The following is a 15,121-nucleotide window of genomic DNA, read 5'->3' on the forward strand; positions in this document are numbered from 1 at the left end:
ACTTATGCGATCCGAGGGCGGGCCGCAGTGTTCAATATTTAGAAGGGAAGAAAAATGCAAAATAAGATCAAACTGACTCTCTCCGCGTTCTCGGTCGCTTCGCTCCTCGCACTGGCTGCCTGCGGTGGCGGTGGCGACGGCGGTGGCTCGTCGACCCCGGCCGCAGTCACGCCGGCACCGCCGCCTCCGAACATCGTGGTGCAAGGCTCCGCACCTACCGTCACCGCGGACCCGATGGCCGTCGTCTTCGTCCCGCAAACCGAGACTTCCACCAAGTCCGTGCTTCAGTCCATCGCCTCCAACGCTTTCCCGGGCTCTCTGCAGAAGGCAACAGCCGAAGGCGGCTACAAGCAAATCGGGATCGACGCCAACAGCCTGATCTCGCTGACGACCGGCAAGATCGTGGACGTGGCCGGCAATGGCGATTTCGCTATTGGTCGCTGGACGGACGGTTCGAGCAGCATCGGGAACATGAGCGTGAAGCAGGGTTCGCACTACGCCGTAGGCCGGCCGCTCACTCTTAAGCCGAATCTTAGCGCTGGCGCACCCAGCGTTAAGGCATCATGCACGCTTCTCGCAAGCACCAATCCAACTGCAGTTAGCGGCAACTTCGCCCCTGGTCATGTGAATTCAGCATCGGCGACGGTGGATATCACGCTCGCCATCGTCGACACTTTTAGTCTGGACATTGCTATTGGCTCAGACACCAATGCCAAGGTGACTGTTCCCTTCCCGACCATCAATGGTGTCTTCCAATCGTCCGGCGTGATGCAGCACGTTCAAACGATGGGAGCTGATCCGGCAAAGCCGCTCCTCGCCATCGGCTACGCCATGCCGACGCCGTCCAGTGGCGACGTCACCGGCGTAGTCGTCCTACAATGCCAGTAAGCTTTGAAGCTGAGCCGGCAATGCCGGCTCTTTTGCATTGGAACGCCTGCCTCAGCCTCCGCCGCTACTGCAATCGTTAATGTCCGGCGCGATAAAACTCCGGGTCGAACCGTTCGCGTAAGTGATCGTGTAGACCCAACCCGAACCGTTCCCCCACGGGTCGCCAAACGTCCCGGTGCCGCACGGATGATACCAAGTCGTAAAGTCGGCTATGCCCGTGCCCCCTGACGCCGCCCGCCAAACGCCAGACTGGCAGGACAGAATCCTCCCGTTCGGATCGCTCCGAATTGCACCCTGAGGATCCCCGCATCCCCACCCCTCATAGACCTGTTGGCCGCTGCCTGTGGACGGCACGACCGCGCCGGCCGCATATAGATATGCACTCGCCTGGACGGACCCGTTTGCTCTGACGTTTCCATAAGACTGGACGTCGTTCGACGCAACGCCATTGGCAATCACGGTACCCCCAACGTTCGCATTCCCCGCAACGCTTGCACCTCCATTCGACTGCACATAATTGCCGTAGACCGCGTTTGCGCTCGCATTCCCTGCGACAGAAGCATCGCCATTAGAACGTAGGGCGCCTCCGGTCACGGTGCCATTCGCCGATACCGCGCCGTTCGACTGCAAATTCCCAACGGCATTCATCGCTTGGTTGTTCGCATCCATTGGACCCGTCAGGTTCAGGGAGCCATCGCGCTTGTAGAACTGGTTCATGCTCTGCGCCAGGAGCGATGTGTTCCCCACCCGCATCATGAGGACACCCGCATTGCCCCCGGACAGAGGGTTGGGCGCAGACCAGCTCGCGGCCATCCCGGTAATGACCGCAGGACTCTCCGCGTAGGACACGCCAGCATCGACGCCAGCGGCCGCGACAACCGTAGCCATCTGATCGGTACGAATGTTGCCGCTGGCATCACGGTATGCCGTGGTCGAGTACATCGCCCCAGGGATGGTGCAATTCGTCAGGCCCGCGCTGCAGTTAGTCGGCACCAGGTCCACACGAAAGGACAGCCCGAGCGGGCTAGTGTCGCTGAACCCGATCGGCAGCAACTTCAGGTTGATCAGATCCTGCACCGTGGGGTGAAGCGGGCTGGCGACGGTCGCCGATACGCTGCCCGCATTGATCGTCGTCGGCCCGTTCGGACTGGCGGCGAGCACCGTCATGTTGTCGAAAACATAGGTATTGACAGCACTCGCCACGTTGGACATGTACTGACCGGTACCGGTCGCCAACGCGTCGTCAATGAGGTTGTTGGTGTTGTGAATCATCACAGCTGCGCCAATCGCCGCGACGGATAGTTGAAGCGCCGCTTCGGTCAGAAACATCTAGCCTACCTCCAAGTAGATCGCCGCCATGCACGAGGCAGGGCGGCGGCAATTCCAACAACTATGCCAGTAAAGCCGGTGTCGCAGACCGGCATAAACTCACCAAAACGCTATAGCTTTCACCGGTCAGGCGATGTACAGGTCGATCGTATTGCTACCACCGGAACAGGACACCTTGCTCGGGTCGACCGCACCGCCCACTGCCTTGATGGTCGTCCCGTTCACGACGATCTTGCCGGCACTGCCTTGGTATGACGCGACGATGGCGATGCAAGCGGCGTCAGGCTGCTGCGGGACGGACCATTGCAGCGAGTCGTTCGCGCTGAGCAACTGGGCAGCGGCCACCGTCAACTGGCCACCACCTGGTTGCAGAATGACATTGGAGCCGACTTCGGTCATCGTGGTCAGATCCTTGAACACACCGTTGCTCATCAGCGCAGAGATGCTGACCTTGCTGTATTGCCCGCGGTAGCTGGTCTTGACCTTCCCAATGACGCCATTGAGTTCGGTGGTCAACTGCTGGACCTGGGTATCCGTCTGGTTGCGTGAGAACAGCACCAGGATCGCCACCAGCGCGAGGCCTGCCAGCAACAGGTAGAAGCCATACTCATCCAGTACCCCGCCCCACTGGCGTCGCGTGCGGCGATTGCGGCTGCCCTCCGGCATACGGCGCACATCGCGCACCGGCTCCACGCCCAATTCCGCGCCCGAATTGTCCATCTCTACCTGTTCCAGGCTCGTGTCTTTCTGCAATGCGTTCATGTTGATATTCCTCGTTGGGTTAAGGTTGTTGCGTCTGGGTGGGAATCGGGCGCTTGCCGCCCATGGCCGCCATAGCGGAGCGGGACTTCATTTCCTGCGCCATGAAGGCAGGCATGAAGGCAAGCGCGGTGATGATCACGATCAGGATGATCGTTGCGCGACGATTGAAGCGCGACGCGCGCTGTTGCATGAGCTGGGGGGTGGTCTTGAGCAGGTCCTCCGACACGGTGTGAAGCATCTTCGAAAGGTCGCTTTCGTACTCGGCGATATCCTGAATCCGGTAGCTGGTATCGCGGTCAAACAGACCCGTGTCGAACACTTTCCCACCCTCGTTCGGCGCATATTCCAGGTTCAACTCGATGCGTTCGATGTGATACGCCAGGTACGGGTAGGCGTTGGCACGCATCAGCACCAGGCCGTCCAACAGGTTGCGTGCATCCCCACCGAACTTCTTGGTCACGGCCGAGAGGCCGGCCAGAAACTGGGCGCTTTGGAACCGACGGAAGAAATCGAACGCCAGCATCTTGCGGTCGAGCCACCCGCGGTAGCGCCCTACATAGCGGGTCAGGGCCCGAACGACCCATACACCGGCGGCGACTTCGGCAATCACGAGCAACCACCCCCAGTGCCGCAGGAACGTCGAGGTGTGGTGGAAGGTCGATGCAATAGGACCGTACTGGCTCACATCCAGCATTGCGCTGAAGGACTTGTCGATGGCCGGTCCGATCAGGAACGCCAGGGCGCCGAGGTAGGCATGCAGGATCACCACCGTCATGACCACGCCGGCCAGCGTCATGGCAATGCCAGCACGTGCCTCGCCAAGAGCGGTAAGGTTGCGTGACAGCGTTTCCAGGCCGTCCCGAATGTCGCCGCCCTCTTCCGCCACGGCGAGGATGGGAATGTCCTCGTCCGGAATCGTGCCCCGGAAGATCTCCGTCAGCCGCGAGCGCTGCATCTGCCCGTCGATCCCCTCGGACCGCGCGAGCCAGTGTGCCGCAAGCACGCCTACCGGCTCGCCGACGCGTCGCGCCGCGTCCTTGGCGAAGTGGTTGGACACCGGCTCCCCCGGCATGTGGAGAATCCGTTTCGCCAGATCGCCGTAGTACGTCGCTCGCATGCTGCGGAAGCGATACTTGGCCCAGAACAGGCGGTCCATGAACACCTGATCGCCTGCCTTCAGCATCGGGCCGCTGACCTTGCGTTGGGCCAGCCCAACCAGCCACTGTGCTAGTTTATTGAACATGCCGTTCCTCTCAGTGCTTTTCGCCACGCGCACGCTGGCGGGCAAGTCTGGCTTCGTAGGCGTCTAGCGAGCACAGGCGCTCCGCCTCACGCGGGTCCACCACACCGGCAAAGACCTTGTACATGGCGACCTCGAACACGGTTTTCCCGGTGCTGTCCGGCACGTCGAAGCCGACCTGGCGCTTGCTGCGCTGGTAAGCCGCCAACTCAATGTTCTTGGCGTCGCGGATATAGGCCAGGTCCTGCTCGTCGGGCTCGAACATCTCGGCCACCACGGTCCGGCCGCGGGCGCCGTTCAGCTCCGGCAGATTGGGACGCTGGCAAAGCTCGCAGCCTTGCGGGTTCCGCAGCCGGATGCCTTCGATATCGAAACCGAAGAGGCGCTCAATCTGCTGCAGCTTTCTCGCGCCAAGGGCTTCCTTCATCGCCGTGTGCTGGAGGCCACAACTGCAGGTCTTCGGCATCAATGCCTGATAGACGTAGAGATTGATGAAGCCCGGCGTGGCAAGGACGCTGCGGGGAATGCGCAGTTCACCGTCCGAGAGCCGGTCCGCCGCCGTCAGCGCACTCGGCGCGTGGACAGTCGTCAGCGCGCGCAGCCCCGCGCCCGCCACGTCCCGGAACAGCCCTGCCGATTCGTGATCGCGAAGCTCGCCCACCATCACAAAATGGGGGTTCATCCGCTTGATCTGGCGCTTGGCCGCGATGAACGGATCATCCCGGTTCGCACCGTCGAGCGTGCGCGACACGGAGAAGTGGTGCGTGCCCTTGGCAAGCAGCTCCACCGGATCCTCGATGGCCATCTTGTTCATCCACCCCGGCTGTCGCTGCATGATCGCGTGCGCCGTGGTGGTCTTGCCCGAGCCAACGACGCCAACGAGAACAGTGCCGCCACCGAGGTGCATCGTGTTTCGGTCGAGCAGCTGCGCCTGCTGCTCGAAGTAACCGAGGTCGTTGACGAAGTCCACTTCCAGGGATTGTGCTTCTTCGCGGTGCATCCGCATGACCGTCACATGGCCTGTGGCGCTCTGCATCGATGCCCAGCGGAACACCAGTGCCTCGCCGTCGATGCGCGTGCGAATGCTGGTCTGCTGCGGCAGGACCCGGCTGAACACCCCCTGCGATCCCCCTTTGCCCTTCTGCCAGATATGGGACAGGGTATCGAGCATCACGCCGGTTTCCATCCGGAATTCCGCCGGGGCAACGAGATAGCCGTCGATGGCGAATCGGATCTGGGAATGCGTCCCCTGATCTTCCACCTCCCAGTGGATATCCGAGGCCTTCTCTCGCAACGCAAAGCGCGCCGCAGCCTCGAAGTTGTTCCAAAGCGCGCTGGCCGGGCGCCGGCGGCCGATGATGTAGTCCGTCTCGACGCCACCGCGCGGATCGACGCTGCCACGGGAGAGGGCGACCATGACTTGCGTGGCCGCAAGGTGCGTGGCCGGCGCGGCCTGGTCATAGGGCAGGCGAGCCTGCCGCATGATCTCCTCCGCCTCGTCCGACGTGGCCATCTCCCGCGAGACCACCAGGGCGAACTTTCCGCGCACGCCCGGCCCACCCGCAGCTTCAACCAGCACCGGGCAGATCCCATGCCGCAGCGACGGCGCCATGTCCAACTCGTCGTAGAGCGTCTTGATGAAGATGGGAAGCTCGTCCACCGTGCCGATCTCATCCGCCGGCGCAGCGATTGTGGCAGCGCCAGTATTCGGCGGCCTCGAGGGCGCAGACGCGGCAAAGGCCGGCGCCGCGCCGGTGAGAACCGTCACCCCCCCTACTCCGGCAACATTGGCGTCCGCGCGGTCGCGCCTGCTGAACAGTGCCATCGCAGCGGCCCTCACCGTTGTGCCACGGACGCAGGCGCTGCCATCGGCGGCGTCGGGACCGGAGGCTGGAATGCTGGCTGCGGCATGGGCATCTGAGGCGCCGTCGGGAAGCCCGGCGTCATCGCTGGGACCTGTGCTGGCAGCGGCGCGGCCGGCCTGGCTGTTGCCGCATCGGGTCCACCCGCACGCCCAGACTCCAGTAGCACGGCCGCGTCCTCCTGCATCAACGGGGCGAACACTTTGGTCTTGCCTCGGGCAAAGGTCGTGCCGGCTTCCGAAATGTCGGCCACAGTGAAGCCGCGCCACTTCGCGCCAACGCGGGCAGGATAGACCTGATCACCCCACCTGACGTAGCTGCGCAGGTTCACAGCGCCGCCAGCAGCACGGCCGTCGACGCCATAAAGGGCAATCGTCTGCGGCGAGCGCTCGTGCGCCTTGACCGTCGTGGCGCCTGCCGGTGCGGCGGTCAAAGTGGGAGCCGGAGCGGTTTTGGCAAGATCCTGTTCCAGTTTCTGCAGCGCAACCTTGCCATCGGCCTCGATCAGCTTCCGTGTGATCGACATGTCGTCATCGGCAAGCACCACGCCGCAGGCAAGGAGTGTGAACATCGCCACGCTCGCGCGGCGGATTGTCATCGGGTAAGCACGCATTTCAGTCTTCCTTCTCAGTTGCGGGCAAAGGCATCGCCCTTGACCGTCAACATGAATTTCGATTGCTTGAGGTCGGGAGCGGCGTTCAGGTTCACGGCGAGTTCGATGGTCTTCACCACGACCTGCGGACCGAATCCCTTGAACTCGCTCAGATTGCGCAGCGGTCCGGTGATTTCCCAGGCGCCGGAGACAACCGGATGCGTCAGGGAGCCAGCCCCTTCTGACGGGACAGTGCCAAAGATCGCGACGTCCTTGAGCTCGGCCTTGGACGCAACCGGCCAGAGGGTCTGCAATTGGGAGCCAAAGCGAACGCGTAGGTCCATCGCCGTCGGCAGACTCTCCAGCACTGTCGCGAGAGGCGTCCGGGCTCCCACCGGCACTTGGGCGGCCACCACGGCCTTGGTGTCGCCGGCCAGGAAGGTCGGCACACCGAAGTGGTCCGGCAGCGCGGCCAGAAACGTCTGGTTGGTCAGCCCCTTGGCGCCCTGCTGGATCTCATAGGTCAACAGGCATGTCGTCTCCGGCGTGGACACGTCAAGACAGGCGATGGTCGCGAGCGTCCAGCCGCCGATCTGCAATGGCACCGCATCGGCAAACCAGCGATACCACGACGCCATCGCGGTGGCCACCGGCGCGACGGGCGTTGCCGCTCGCTGGGCCAGGTCCTCGGCATAGCGTTCCGCGGGCGTCTTCTGTGGAGGCGGTGGGTGTAGGCGGCGCTGATAGGCGTCGTATTCCGCCTTGCCATACTTCCAGCCGACCGCCCCCACCAGCGCAAGGGTCGCGAGCACAAGCAACCGTTTGCGCTGGGAAGATGCACCGGGCTTCTTCAGCAGCGCGCCCGGCCCGGCTTGCGCGGCCAACGCTTCCAGCGCAAAAGGCAAATGCGTGATCCGGCGGTCGGTCGGCAACAAGGCCAGCAGTTCCGGCGCGTTGCCCACCAGCTTGAAGTCGCCGTCGCACTTCGTCGGGAAATCGGCCGCAAGCTGGGCGAGCGTCTTCTCGTCGTGCACCACCTGATCGAAGCCCACGCGGGGTCGGCCTTTGACGATGCCGCAGACCAGATAGATAGGTAGCTGGCCAGGCGCGTCCAGGCGGAACACAAAGAAGGCATTGGGTACGACGTCGGGGATGCGGGCCAGCGTGGCCGCCCCTGAGTACAGCTTGTCCTTGATCTTGGCCTGGCCGTCAGCGGCGTCCAGATAGCCCATGTGCAGCGACTGATCCTCGTGCCAGATACGCGCGGCCTTGACCTCCCGCGCAATATTGGCCGCCAGCGTCGCGGGCGCACCGCTGCCGGTCAGCGTGCGCCACTGCATGCCGAAGACCAGCATTTTGCCGTGGATGTCGAGAATCATTGCGCCGCGGCCTCGCCCTGATCTTCGATCATCACCGTGGCCAGTACCAACGTGAAAGTGCGGGACTTCGTGGCCGTCAGGGAACCGCCAGCAATGGTCGGGAGCAGATCCCCGAGCGTGCGATGGGTCATCTGCGTATCGGTCTGGTCGAACGCCGTCACGATCACCGTCTGGCCGTTGCGCACGATCAAGTCCTGCGCAGGGATGCCCTTGGCGATCGTCTTGGGCACTTGGACGGACTGCTGATTCGCGCCGCTACCGGACGTGAACGTCTGGATCGGGCCATCAAGCGCCGATTGGTCAAATGCCAGCGTTAGGTTGACGTCATCGCGCGATGTCGCATCCGGGAATACCGTGAGCTTGAAGCCGACGGTGCCCGTGGACGTGGTGATACCTGGGGTGCCGCCCGTGCCGCCGACCGTAGACGCCGCCGGTGTGGTGGCCGACACGTAGGCAAACTCGCGACGGTTGTTGTACTGCGCAGCATGGCGGTTACGCATTGCCAGCGGCACCGCAACGGACGTCGTCACCGTCCCGTACTGCTTCAGCGCAGACACGATCGCCTGTGTGCCGTTCCATCCGCCGGAGGTGATCCCCATGCCGAAGGTGCCGGCGCTGGGCGAGACCAGGGATGCCGGCGACAGCGCGGTGAAGGTGAAGCCCGGTACGTGCTCGAGTGCCTTGGTGAGGACCGCATTCCAGTCCATCCCGGCCTCGCCGTTATCGGTGACCGTGAAGTCAACCGTCTGGAACTTGAAGTAGACCATCCGGGAATAGATCGCAATCTGGCGACGTACGATCTCATCGGCCGCTTCGACGGCTTCCTTGGTATCGCGTAGCGTCAGAATGCCGGTCGCGGCGTTGATCTCGGCGCTGCCCACCATCGACATGGCGGGCTCGATGCTCTTCTTGATGCCGTCAATGTCGTTGATGTCCTTGCTCTCCGACTTCACCGCACCATCGATCTTCGCTGTCTGCCCGGCGCCACCGCCGGAACTGCCGTTCGAGCCCCGGGCGCTCTCCTTGAACTCTGTGGTGAATGAACTGGTGCCCGCCTTCATCGGCAACTGCCAGGTCTTCGTGGTCAGACGATAGAAGCGAATTACGCCCTTCGATGCGTTGTACTCCCAGTTGATCCCCAGGCGCGTCGCAATCAGGTCGAGCATGTTGGCGAGCGGCATCTTCTCGCTGTTCTTGAATTCCACGCTCAAGGCGCTTTCCACCAGCGGGGTCGCCTGCGCCATGCTGCCGGCACCGCCGACGAGGCTGGTCGGAAGCGGCGCACCGAGCGCTGGGGCCTGGCCCAGCGCCGGCATGCCTTGCGGCACCGCACCCCCAGCCTGCTGATTGCGCGACTGCTGCCCGGCCTGCGCCGCCATGCTGCGCGGGAGCAACATGTTGGCCGGGAGATAGACGTCCGATTCGACCTTTACCGGGATCCCGGTCGCCATGGTAATGCGCTGCCCGGCTACTGCCAGCGGCATGACGCGCTCGGGGAAGACCACCCACGTGTCGACGTTATTGCGCAGTGCCAACGGCAGGGTGACGTTTCGCGCGGTAGGCACGGCTCTGCCGACGAGGAAGGGCTTGGAAACTTCCTGCTCTGCCTCGACAGCCGCGCGGTCGCGCCGCATCCGGGCATAGAGCGCACCGGTCATCGCGTCACCTTGGGCGCGACTATCATCGACGGCCTGTCTGGTGTCTTCAAGAAGACGCGGCGAGACGCAGCCGGCCAGCGTTGAGCATACGAGCAAGGCGCCGGCGGCGGGTCGAAGGAATCGGTTCATTTGCAACATAAGAGTCGTCACTGGGTCAGGTCGCACTTGGTGGTCAGCTTCACCACGCGCACCACGTTGTTCGAGTAGAAGCAGGGCTTGATGATGTAGTCGGTCATCTCTGTTGAAGACAGGACGCGCCGTACTGCCGCTTTGAAATCGCCCGGGATCGAGTCATTGCCAACGATCGGCACGTCCTTCTCCAGCTCCCACGGCGCGACCGTCCAGCCAGCCCGCGGCGCCCAGGCCTCGATCAACTGGCGAAACGTCCCGTCGGCCGGCGACACCGTCCAGGCTGCGGGCGCAGCAGGCGCGCTCGCGACGACCGGTGCGATGCCTGCCGGCGCTGCCGCGAGTTGCGACGCGGCCGGGGCCGGAGGCACAGAGGCGGGCGCTATGTCGCTCACCGCAGACTTAGGCAGCTCGACAGCTGCGAGAGACCTGCCCTTCTTGCTTCCGGCGAGACGCTGCCAGCCATCGCCCTTGAGCGGCGCCGCCGGCTCGAAGTTGCCGGTTGACTCGATACCGAAGGGCGAAGCGGTCGGTACCGCCGCATGGCCCGCAACACACGCGCACAGCGCGCTCATGGCAAGGACAGTCCGGCTCAACCGGCGCATCTGATGAATGTGAAGCATGACTTGTTACCTTCGGTTATCTAATTGCTTGGTTGGCCGGAACGCCGCGCTGCAGCGTGCTGTAGATGCGGTTGATGTACCTGAGGCGCTTATCCGGTGAGGTCGCGTTGTACGCGCCCACCGCGTCCCAGGTTGGCCCGTATCGGTCCATGTTCTCGCGCAGAATCCACGCACCGACGTAGGCACTGACGCAAGGATTGAACAGCGACTGCCGCGTAATGCCGTACTTGGCAAGCCTGGGCAGATGCACCGTGTTGATCTGCATGAGGCCAATGTCTTCACTGCCGTTCGTGTTGCGATTGATCGCATACGCGCGCATTCCCGACTCGTGTTGCGCAATGCCCCACAGTAGAACCGGGCTCACCTGATGGAAGACTGCGGCATCGTCCAGGCAGTCCGCCATGACGGAACCCGTCGCCCCGAGGGCAAGTCCGATAGCTAGAAGCGGTATGCTCAGCCGTGGCAGGAAACTCATAGCACCGACGCCCGCTCGTAGAACCGGACCTCAGGCTGCCTGCTCACCGTGACCGCCTTACCGTCCGCCATCACCGTCAGGCGAGCGCTAATCCCGTTGTATTTGTAATACCGGTCCTTGTGCTCCCCATTGGACCGGTTGCTCTCGTCGAAGACGGAGACCTGCACCAACGACTGGCGGAAGCTCAGGTAGGTAGCGCCATCCTTCTCGAAGACGCGCTCCAACCCAGCCGGGTTGTCTTGGGGGAAGAGATAGGCGATCCCCGGCACACGGGCGACCTCAACCGATTTGCCGCCGCCGCTTACCGTGAAGCGATCCGCGGTGCGGAACGACAGCACCCTTTCGTCCTCGTTCCAGGTCGTATCCAGTTCCTCGCCACCGTCACGTCGTACCACCAGACCGGTCGGCTTCTTCTCGAAGCGGATCTCGATCCGGCCGGCCTTGGTGTCACGGATGGCTTGCGCGTCGAACGCATCGCCCAGGGCGGAGCCATCTCCTTCGGTCGGGCCGCCAGCGGCCTCTGCCGCCGAGGCCGCAATCGTCGAGGCTGCAATCATCTGTGGGGCAGCATTGACCGGCGCCAACCCGGAAGGGGACGCTGCCCCCGTACCGGCGACCGCCAGAGACTTCGGTGCCGTCGCCCGCAGGGCAATGTTCCGGCGCTCGAAATCGAGTTCGGCGTACAGGTCACGCTGCGCCAGCAGGCGCTCAAGCGCTTGCACCCAGTTCTCGCCGGAGCGCGTGGCGAAGCGCATCTCCTGGCTCAGAGCGATATCCTTCTGCGCCGATCCGGTCCAGCCTGCCGGGGCGAGGGTCTTGATCAACGGCGCCAGCGGCATCGTGGTGTCGCTCGGGCGCACCAGCGCAAGACCATTGTGATTGCCGATCAAGGCAATGCGCCCGCTAAAGCCGCTGAAGCCGCGTGGCAACTCGCCGGCAGGATTCGCTGGCTCGCCGGTGAACCCGTTCGCTCGGGTCCAGCGCGCGACCACCTCGTTCCCGTTCGTGGTGTAGCGCACGACATCAGGCACGCCGTCCAGCACGATATACGGACCGGATTGCTGCCCACCTCCCGCGACAATCTGCTGTCCCGCGCGAGGCTGGATGTAGGTGCTGCTGCCGTCGTTGAAGATCATCGCCGGCCGGTCGCTAGCCTTGGCCACGACCTGATAGTCGAAGTCGAACGGATCGGTCGGCGCCGCGGATAACGGCCCGCTGATCAAGAGGGCGACGGCGGCGTAAAGAAGATGCTTGCTCATTGGGCCATTTGCTTGAAGTGGTTCATGAATCGAGCCAGATATGGCCCGCCGCGGCTCGGGTCGGCGCTGTGGTACCAGGCCACCGCCTTCATCGCTGACCCGCTGCGTTGCAGGTTTTCCGTTAGGATGGCTTCGGCCACGCGGATGTTGGTCGCCGGAGCCAGCGCATCCCATGACGAGGCGAACCGCTGGCCGTGGTAGCACCAGTTGATCTGCATGATCCCAACGTCGAAATTGCAGCGTCTCTCAGAAAGCAGCTGGTTGATCGCGGCATGCGCGTCCTCCCGGGTGGCGAAGTACATGCCGCGACCAGCCACGTTGAGGGTCCACGGCCAGGGTCGGCCACGATACGCCGATTCATTCATGGCGATGCTGGCCAGGATCTGCGGATCGACGCGCGCGCTCATCTGCGAAAAGGCTTCCATCATCGGCGCACAGGCCCAACCGCCACGGCGCTCAACCAGCGCAACCTGGGTGCGCTCATCCAGGGTCTCCGGGCGAAGCCAGCCGTCGCGTGCAAGCAGCGCCGTGAGTGCCATGGTCCGCCCGTGCGACTCGACCGCCGGCGCCTGGCCGGGTTCCATCCGCAGGGTCGCCCCAATCAACCGCGCCGACCAGCCGACGAACGGATCCAGCCCGCAAAAGAGCACAGGCTTGCCTGGCAGAGAGACGATGCGCGCCCCACCGCTGTCGCGCACGATCAGCGTCGTCGGGCTCACCATCGCCTCGACGGTCTGCGCGCCCACGCCCGTCGCGGCCAGCAACAACAGGAGCGCGGCCGCACCCTTAATCACGGTAGGGCTCCAGCACGATGTCGTGCTTGACCTGCACCATCATCTTCTGGCCCGGCTTCGTAGTAATCGTCGGGCGGATGTTCTGGTTGCGGTTGAGCATCGTCTGCGCCGTTTGTGCCGCCACCTGCCCTGCGGTGTTGCCGTAGGTGGTGATACCTCCCGGAGTGGCCGTCGTCGCCGTTGCGGTATTGTTGAAGCGCTGCTCCAGCACGCCGATGATCAGGGCCCCCGAGAAGATCTTGAAGAAGTGATTGTTGACGTCGCCACTGATGCCCGCATAGCCGTTTGGATCGGCCCCACCCATGCCAAGCAGCGGTACCCACTTGCCATTAGGCAGTTGCATCCGGATGAATGCCGCAAGAATGCGCTCCTGCCCGATGCCGATATCGCTGCTGTATGTACCCACCAGCGTTGAGCCTGCCGGAATGGCTTTGCAAGTGCCGTTGACTGTGTCGTAGACGTCGTTCGTGACGGTGGCGCGGAATTCGCCGGGCTTGTCCGAATTGAGGCCGCCGACGAAGGTAGCGGGAATCACAAAACCCTGGCTCACCGTGCATGGTGCTAGCTTGCCGGCGAACCCGGTGCGGGTGAAGCTGGTGGCCGCCGCCCCCCGCAGGAACTGCTTGTCGCTCGACATGGGTGCGGCATCACCGCCGCCCGGTGCACCCGCGCCGATACCACCCAGGCCGTCCATGCCCGCCGCGGCGACCTGCTGGCTTCGCATCTGGGCCGGGTCGACAACGCCCGCAAGATCAGGCTGGCGCTTGCCCGCGTCGCGGCGCATGCGGCCACCGTCCTGCTTGAAGATCGGCGAGGACATGACGGTATCCGTGTCATTCGCCTTGCCCAGCTCACCGGTGGCCGGCGTCGAGGGCGGCTGCACGAAATCCTTTGCCGTCATGACCGGGGCCTTGCTGGCCGGCTCGGCCTTGGTGGCCGACGCCGCTTGCAGTGCCGCCTGCCTGCGCGCTTCGTCCTGCTGCTGGCGGATGAGTTGGTCCAGTCCGCCACTGTCGGGGCTGCTGGTGCGCTCCTGCAGCTTCTTGGCCTTTTTCGCTTCGGCCTCTTTGGCCTGGTCCGACTCCATGCCGCTCTGGTAGAAATAGCCGAGCGTACCCACCGCCACCGCCGCCACCACGCCGAGGGTGGTGACGATGTTGCGCGGCACCTTGCCGCTGGTCAGGCGCGTCTTCGCGTCAGAAACGTCAGTCACGGGCTGCTTCACGGTGCGCGCCTCGCTCAGAACAGGCCAAGGATGCGGCGCTTGCCGCGCTGCACCGTCACTTCGGTATCGCCCGAGCGCAGCGCGACCTCGTCGGCCAGACGCTGCAGCACAAGGAAGTCGCCGCGCCGGATGAAGTTCGCCACCACGTAGTCGCTGCCGTCCTTGACCAGCGCCACCGGCCAATCGGCGGCCTTGGGCATGCGCATCCAGATTGCCTTGCCGTCGTCAAACACCGTCTCTGGCTTGAAACTCGCGCTGCCCGACACGCCATAGTCGAAGTTCAGCTTGTCGGGGGACACCGCAACCGCATCGGGCAGCGCCGCGCCGCCATCGCGCTCTTCCGGCGCCCCCGACTGATCGGCGCGCGCCTTTGACTTGGCGCCGAATGGGGCCTGAACGCGGAAGCGCACCTTCTGGTAGAAGATCCCGCCCAGCGGCGAGGACACCAGCGTGAATTCGTAGCTGCGCTTGTTGGTATTGACCGACAGCGTGTTGACCAGACCGGGCCCGTTCGGCTTCACATACAGATGGTTCGCGCCGTCCGTGTCGAAGCTCCAGCGGATGTTCTCGCCCCAGGCCGGATCGCCCACGATCTGCTCGTCGGGGCCGAACTCGATCGTCGTCGTCTTCAACGGGGCGGTGAGCACGCGGAAGATCTGATCCGCGCTGTAGGGGAACACCACCAGGCGGGAGTCACCAGGCAAGGCTACCGGCTCGACCCCGCCATTAAACGGATTCATCGGGTTCATGGCGTCGGCCATGTCGCCAATACCCAGTGCAGGCAGCGGCGGCGGCGCCCTTCGCGAGGGCTTGTCGGCCGAGAAGCCGGGGGCTGCCGACAGCATCAGGCAGATGGCCGCTGTCAGGCCAACGACGGAGAAACGGGAACACAAGGAGTGGGTCATG

14 protein-coding genes are annotated in these 15,121 nt (G+C 63.9%); 1 reads left to right on the plus strand and 13 read right to left on the minus strand.

What is annotated here, in order from left to right; all coding sequences use genetic code 11:
* The first annotated feature begins 54 nt into the window (after positions 1–54).
* Positions 55–888, plus strand: a complete 834-nt coding sequence (locus tag ACGLHR_RS16735) for a hypothetical protein (RefSeq protein ID WP_400095299.1) — start codon at positions 55–57, stop codon at positions 886–888.
* Between the two features lie 51 nt (positions 889–939).
* Here ACGLHR_RS16735 and ACGLHR_RS16740 read toward each other — a convergent pair whose 3' ends face one another.
* The 13 genes from ACGLHR_RS16740 to ACGLHR_RS16800 form a co-directional block, all read right to left on the minus strand.
* Complete coding sequence (locus tag ACGLHR_RS16740; protein ID WP_400095300.1) at positions 940–2,217, minus strand: adhesin; 1,278 nt, start codon at positions 2,215–2,217, stop codon at positions 940–942.
* A gap of 126 nt (positions 2,218–2,343) precedes the next feature.
* Complete coding sequence (locus ACGLHR_RS16745; protein WP_400095301.1) at positions 2,344–2,979, minus strand: type 4 pilus major pilin; 636 nt, start codon at positions 2,977–2,979, stop codon at positions 2,344–2,346.
* 19 nt (positions 2,980–2,998) lie between these two features.
* The gene (locus ACGLHR_RS16750) at positions 2,999–4,267 is read right to left on the minus strand and encodes a pilus assembly protein TadE (RefSeq protein WP_400095303.1); all 1,269 of its coding nucleotides are present in this window, start codon (positions 4,265–4,267) and stop codon (positions 2,999–3,001) included.
* The gene (locus tag ACGLHR_RS16755; protein ID WP_400095304.1) at positions 4,233–5,987 is read right to left on the minus strand and encodes an ATPase, T2SS/T4P/T4SS family; all 1,755 of its coding nucleotides are present in this window, start codon (positions 5,985–5,987) and stop codon (positions 4,233–4,235) included. Before ACGLHR_RS16755 ends, ACGLHR_RS16750 begins: the two co-directional genes overlap by 35 nt.
* A gap of 68 nt (positions 5,988–6,055) precedes the next feature.
* On the minus strand, positions 6,056–6,652 hold the full coding sequence (locus ACGLHR_RS16760; protein ID WP_400095353.1) for a hypothetical protein: 597 nt from the start codon (positions 6,650–6,652) through the stop codon (positions 6,056–6,058).
* Between the two features lie 56 nt (positions 6,653–6,708).
* Positions 6,709–8,052, minus strand: a complete 1,344-nt coding sequence (locus ACGLHR_RS16765) for an ATPase (RefSeq protein ID WP_400095305.1) — start codon at positions 8,050–8,052, stop codon at positions 6,709–6,711.
* Positions 8,049–9,848, minus strand: a complete 1,800-nt coding sequence (locus ACGLHR_RS16770) for a protein PilN (protein ID WP_400095306.1) — start codon at positions 9,846–9,848, stop codon at positions 8,049–8,051. Before ACGLHR_RS16770 ends, ACGLHR_RS16765 begins: the two co-directional genes overlap by 4 nt.
* 8 nt (positions 9,849–9,856) lie before the next feature.
* A complete protein-coding gene (locus ACGLHR_RS16775; RefSeq protein WP_400095308.1) occupies positions 9,857–10,462 on the minus strand; it encodes a toxin co-regulated pilus biosynthesis Q family protein in 606 nt (201 codons plus the stop codon).
* Positions 10,463–10,478: 16 nt separating this feature from the next.
* Positions 10,479–10,865, minus strand: a complete 387-nt coding sequence (locus ACGLHR_RS16780; RefSeq protein WP_400095309.1) for a lytic transglycosylase domain-containing protein — start codon at positions 10,863–10,865, stop codon at positions 10,479–10,481.
* Between the two features lie 68 nt (positions 10,866–10,933).
* On the minus strand, positions 10,934–12,196 hold the full coding sequence (locus ACGLHR_RS16785) for a TrbG/VirB9 family P-type conjugative transfer protein (protein WP_400095311.1): 1,263 nt from the start codon (positions 12,194–12,196) through the stop codon (positions 10,934–10,936).
* Positions 12,193–12,990, minus strand: a complete 798-nt coding sequence (locus ACGLHR_RS16790) for a lytic transglycosylase (RefSeq protein ID WP_400095313.1) — start codon at positions 12,988–12,990, stop codon at positions 12,193–12,195. The genes ACGLHR_RS16785 and ACGLHR_RS16790 overlap by 4 nt, the downstream gene beginning before the upstream one ends.
* The gene (locus tag ACGLHR_RS16795) at positions 12,983–14,203 is read right to left on the minus strand and encodes a TrbI/VirB10 family protein (RefSeq protein ID WP_400095315.1); all 1,221 of its coding nucleotides are present in this window, start codon (positions 14,201–14,203) and stop codon (positions 12,983–12,985) included. The genes ACGLHR_RS16790 and ACGLHR_RS16795 overlap by 8 nt, the downstream gene beginning before the upstream one ends.
* Before the next feature lie 26 nt (positions 14,204–14,229).
* A complete protein-coding gene (locus tag ACGLHR_RS16800; RefSeq protein ID WP_400095316.1) occupies positions 14,230–15,120 on the minus strand; it encodes a TrbG/VirB9 family P-type conjugative transfer protein in 891 nt (296 codons plus the stop codon).
* Position 15,121: the final 1 nt, after the last annotated feature.

Origin of the sequence: Cupriavidus sp. CuC1 (assembly GCF_044627735.1) — a bacterium.
GTDB lineage: Bacteria > Pseudomonadota > Gammaproteobacteria > Burkholderiales > Burkholderiaceae > Cupriavidus > Cupriavidus ulmosensis.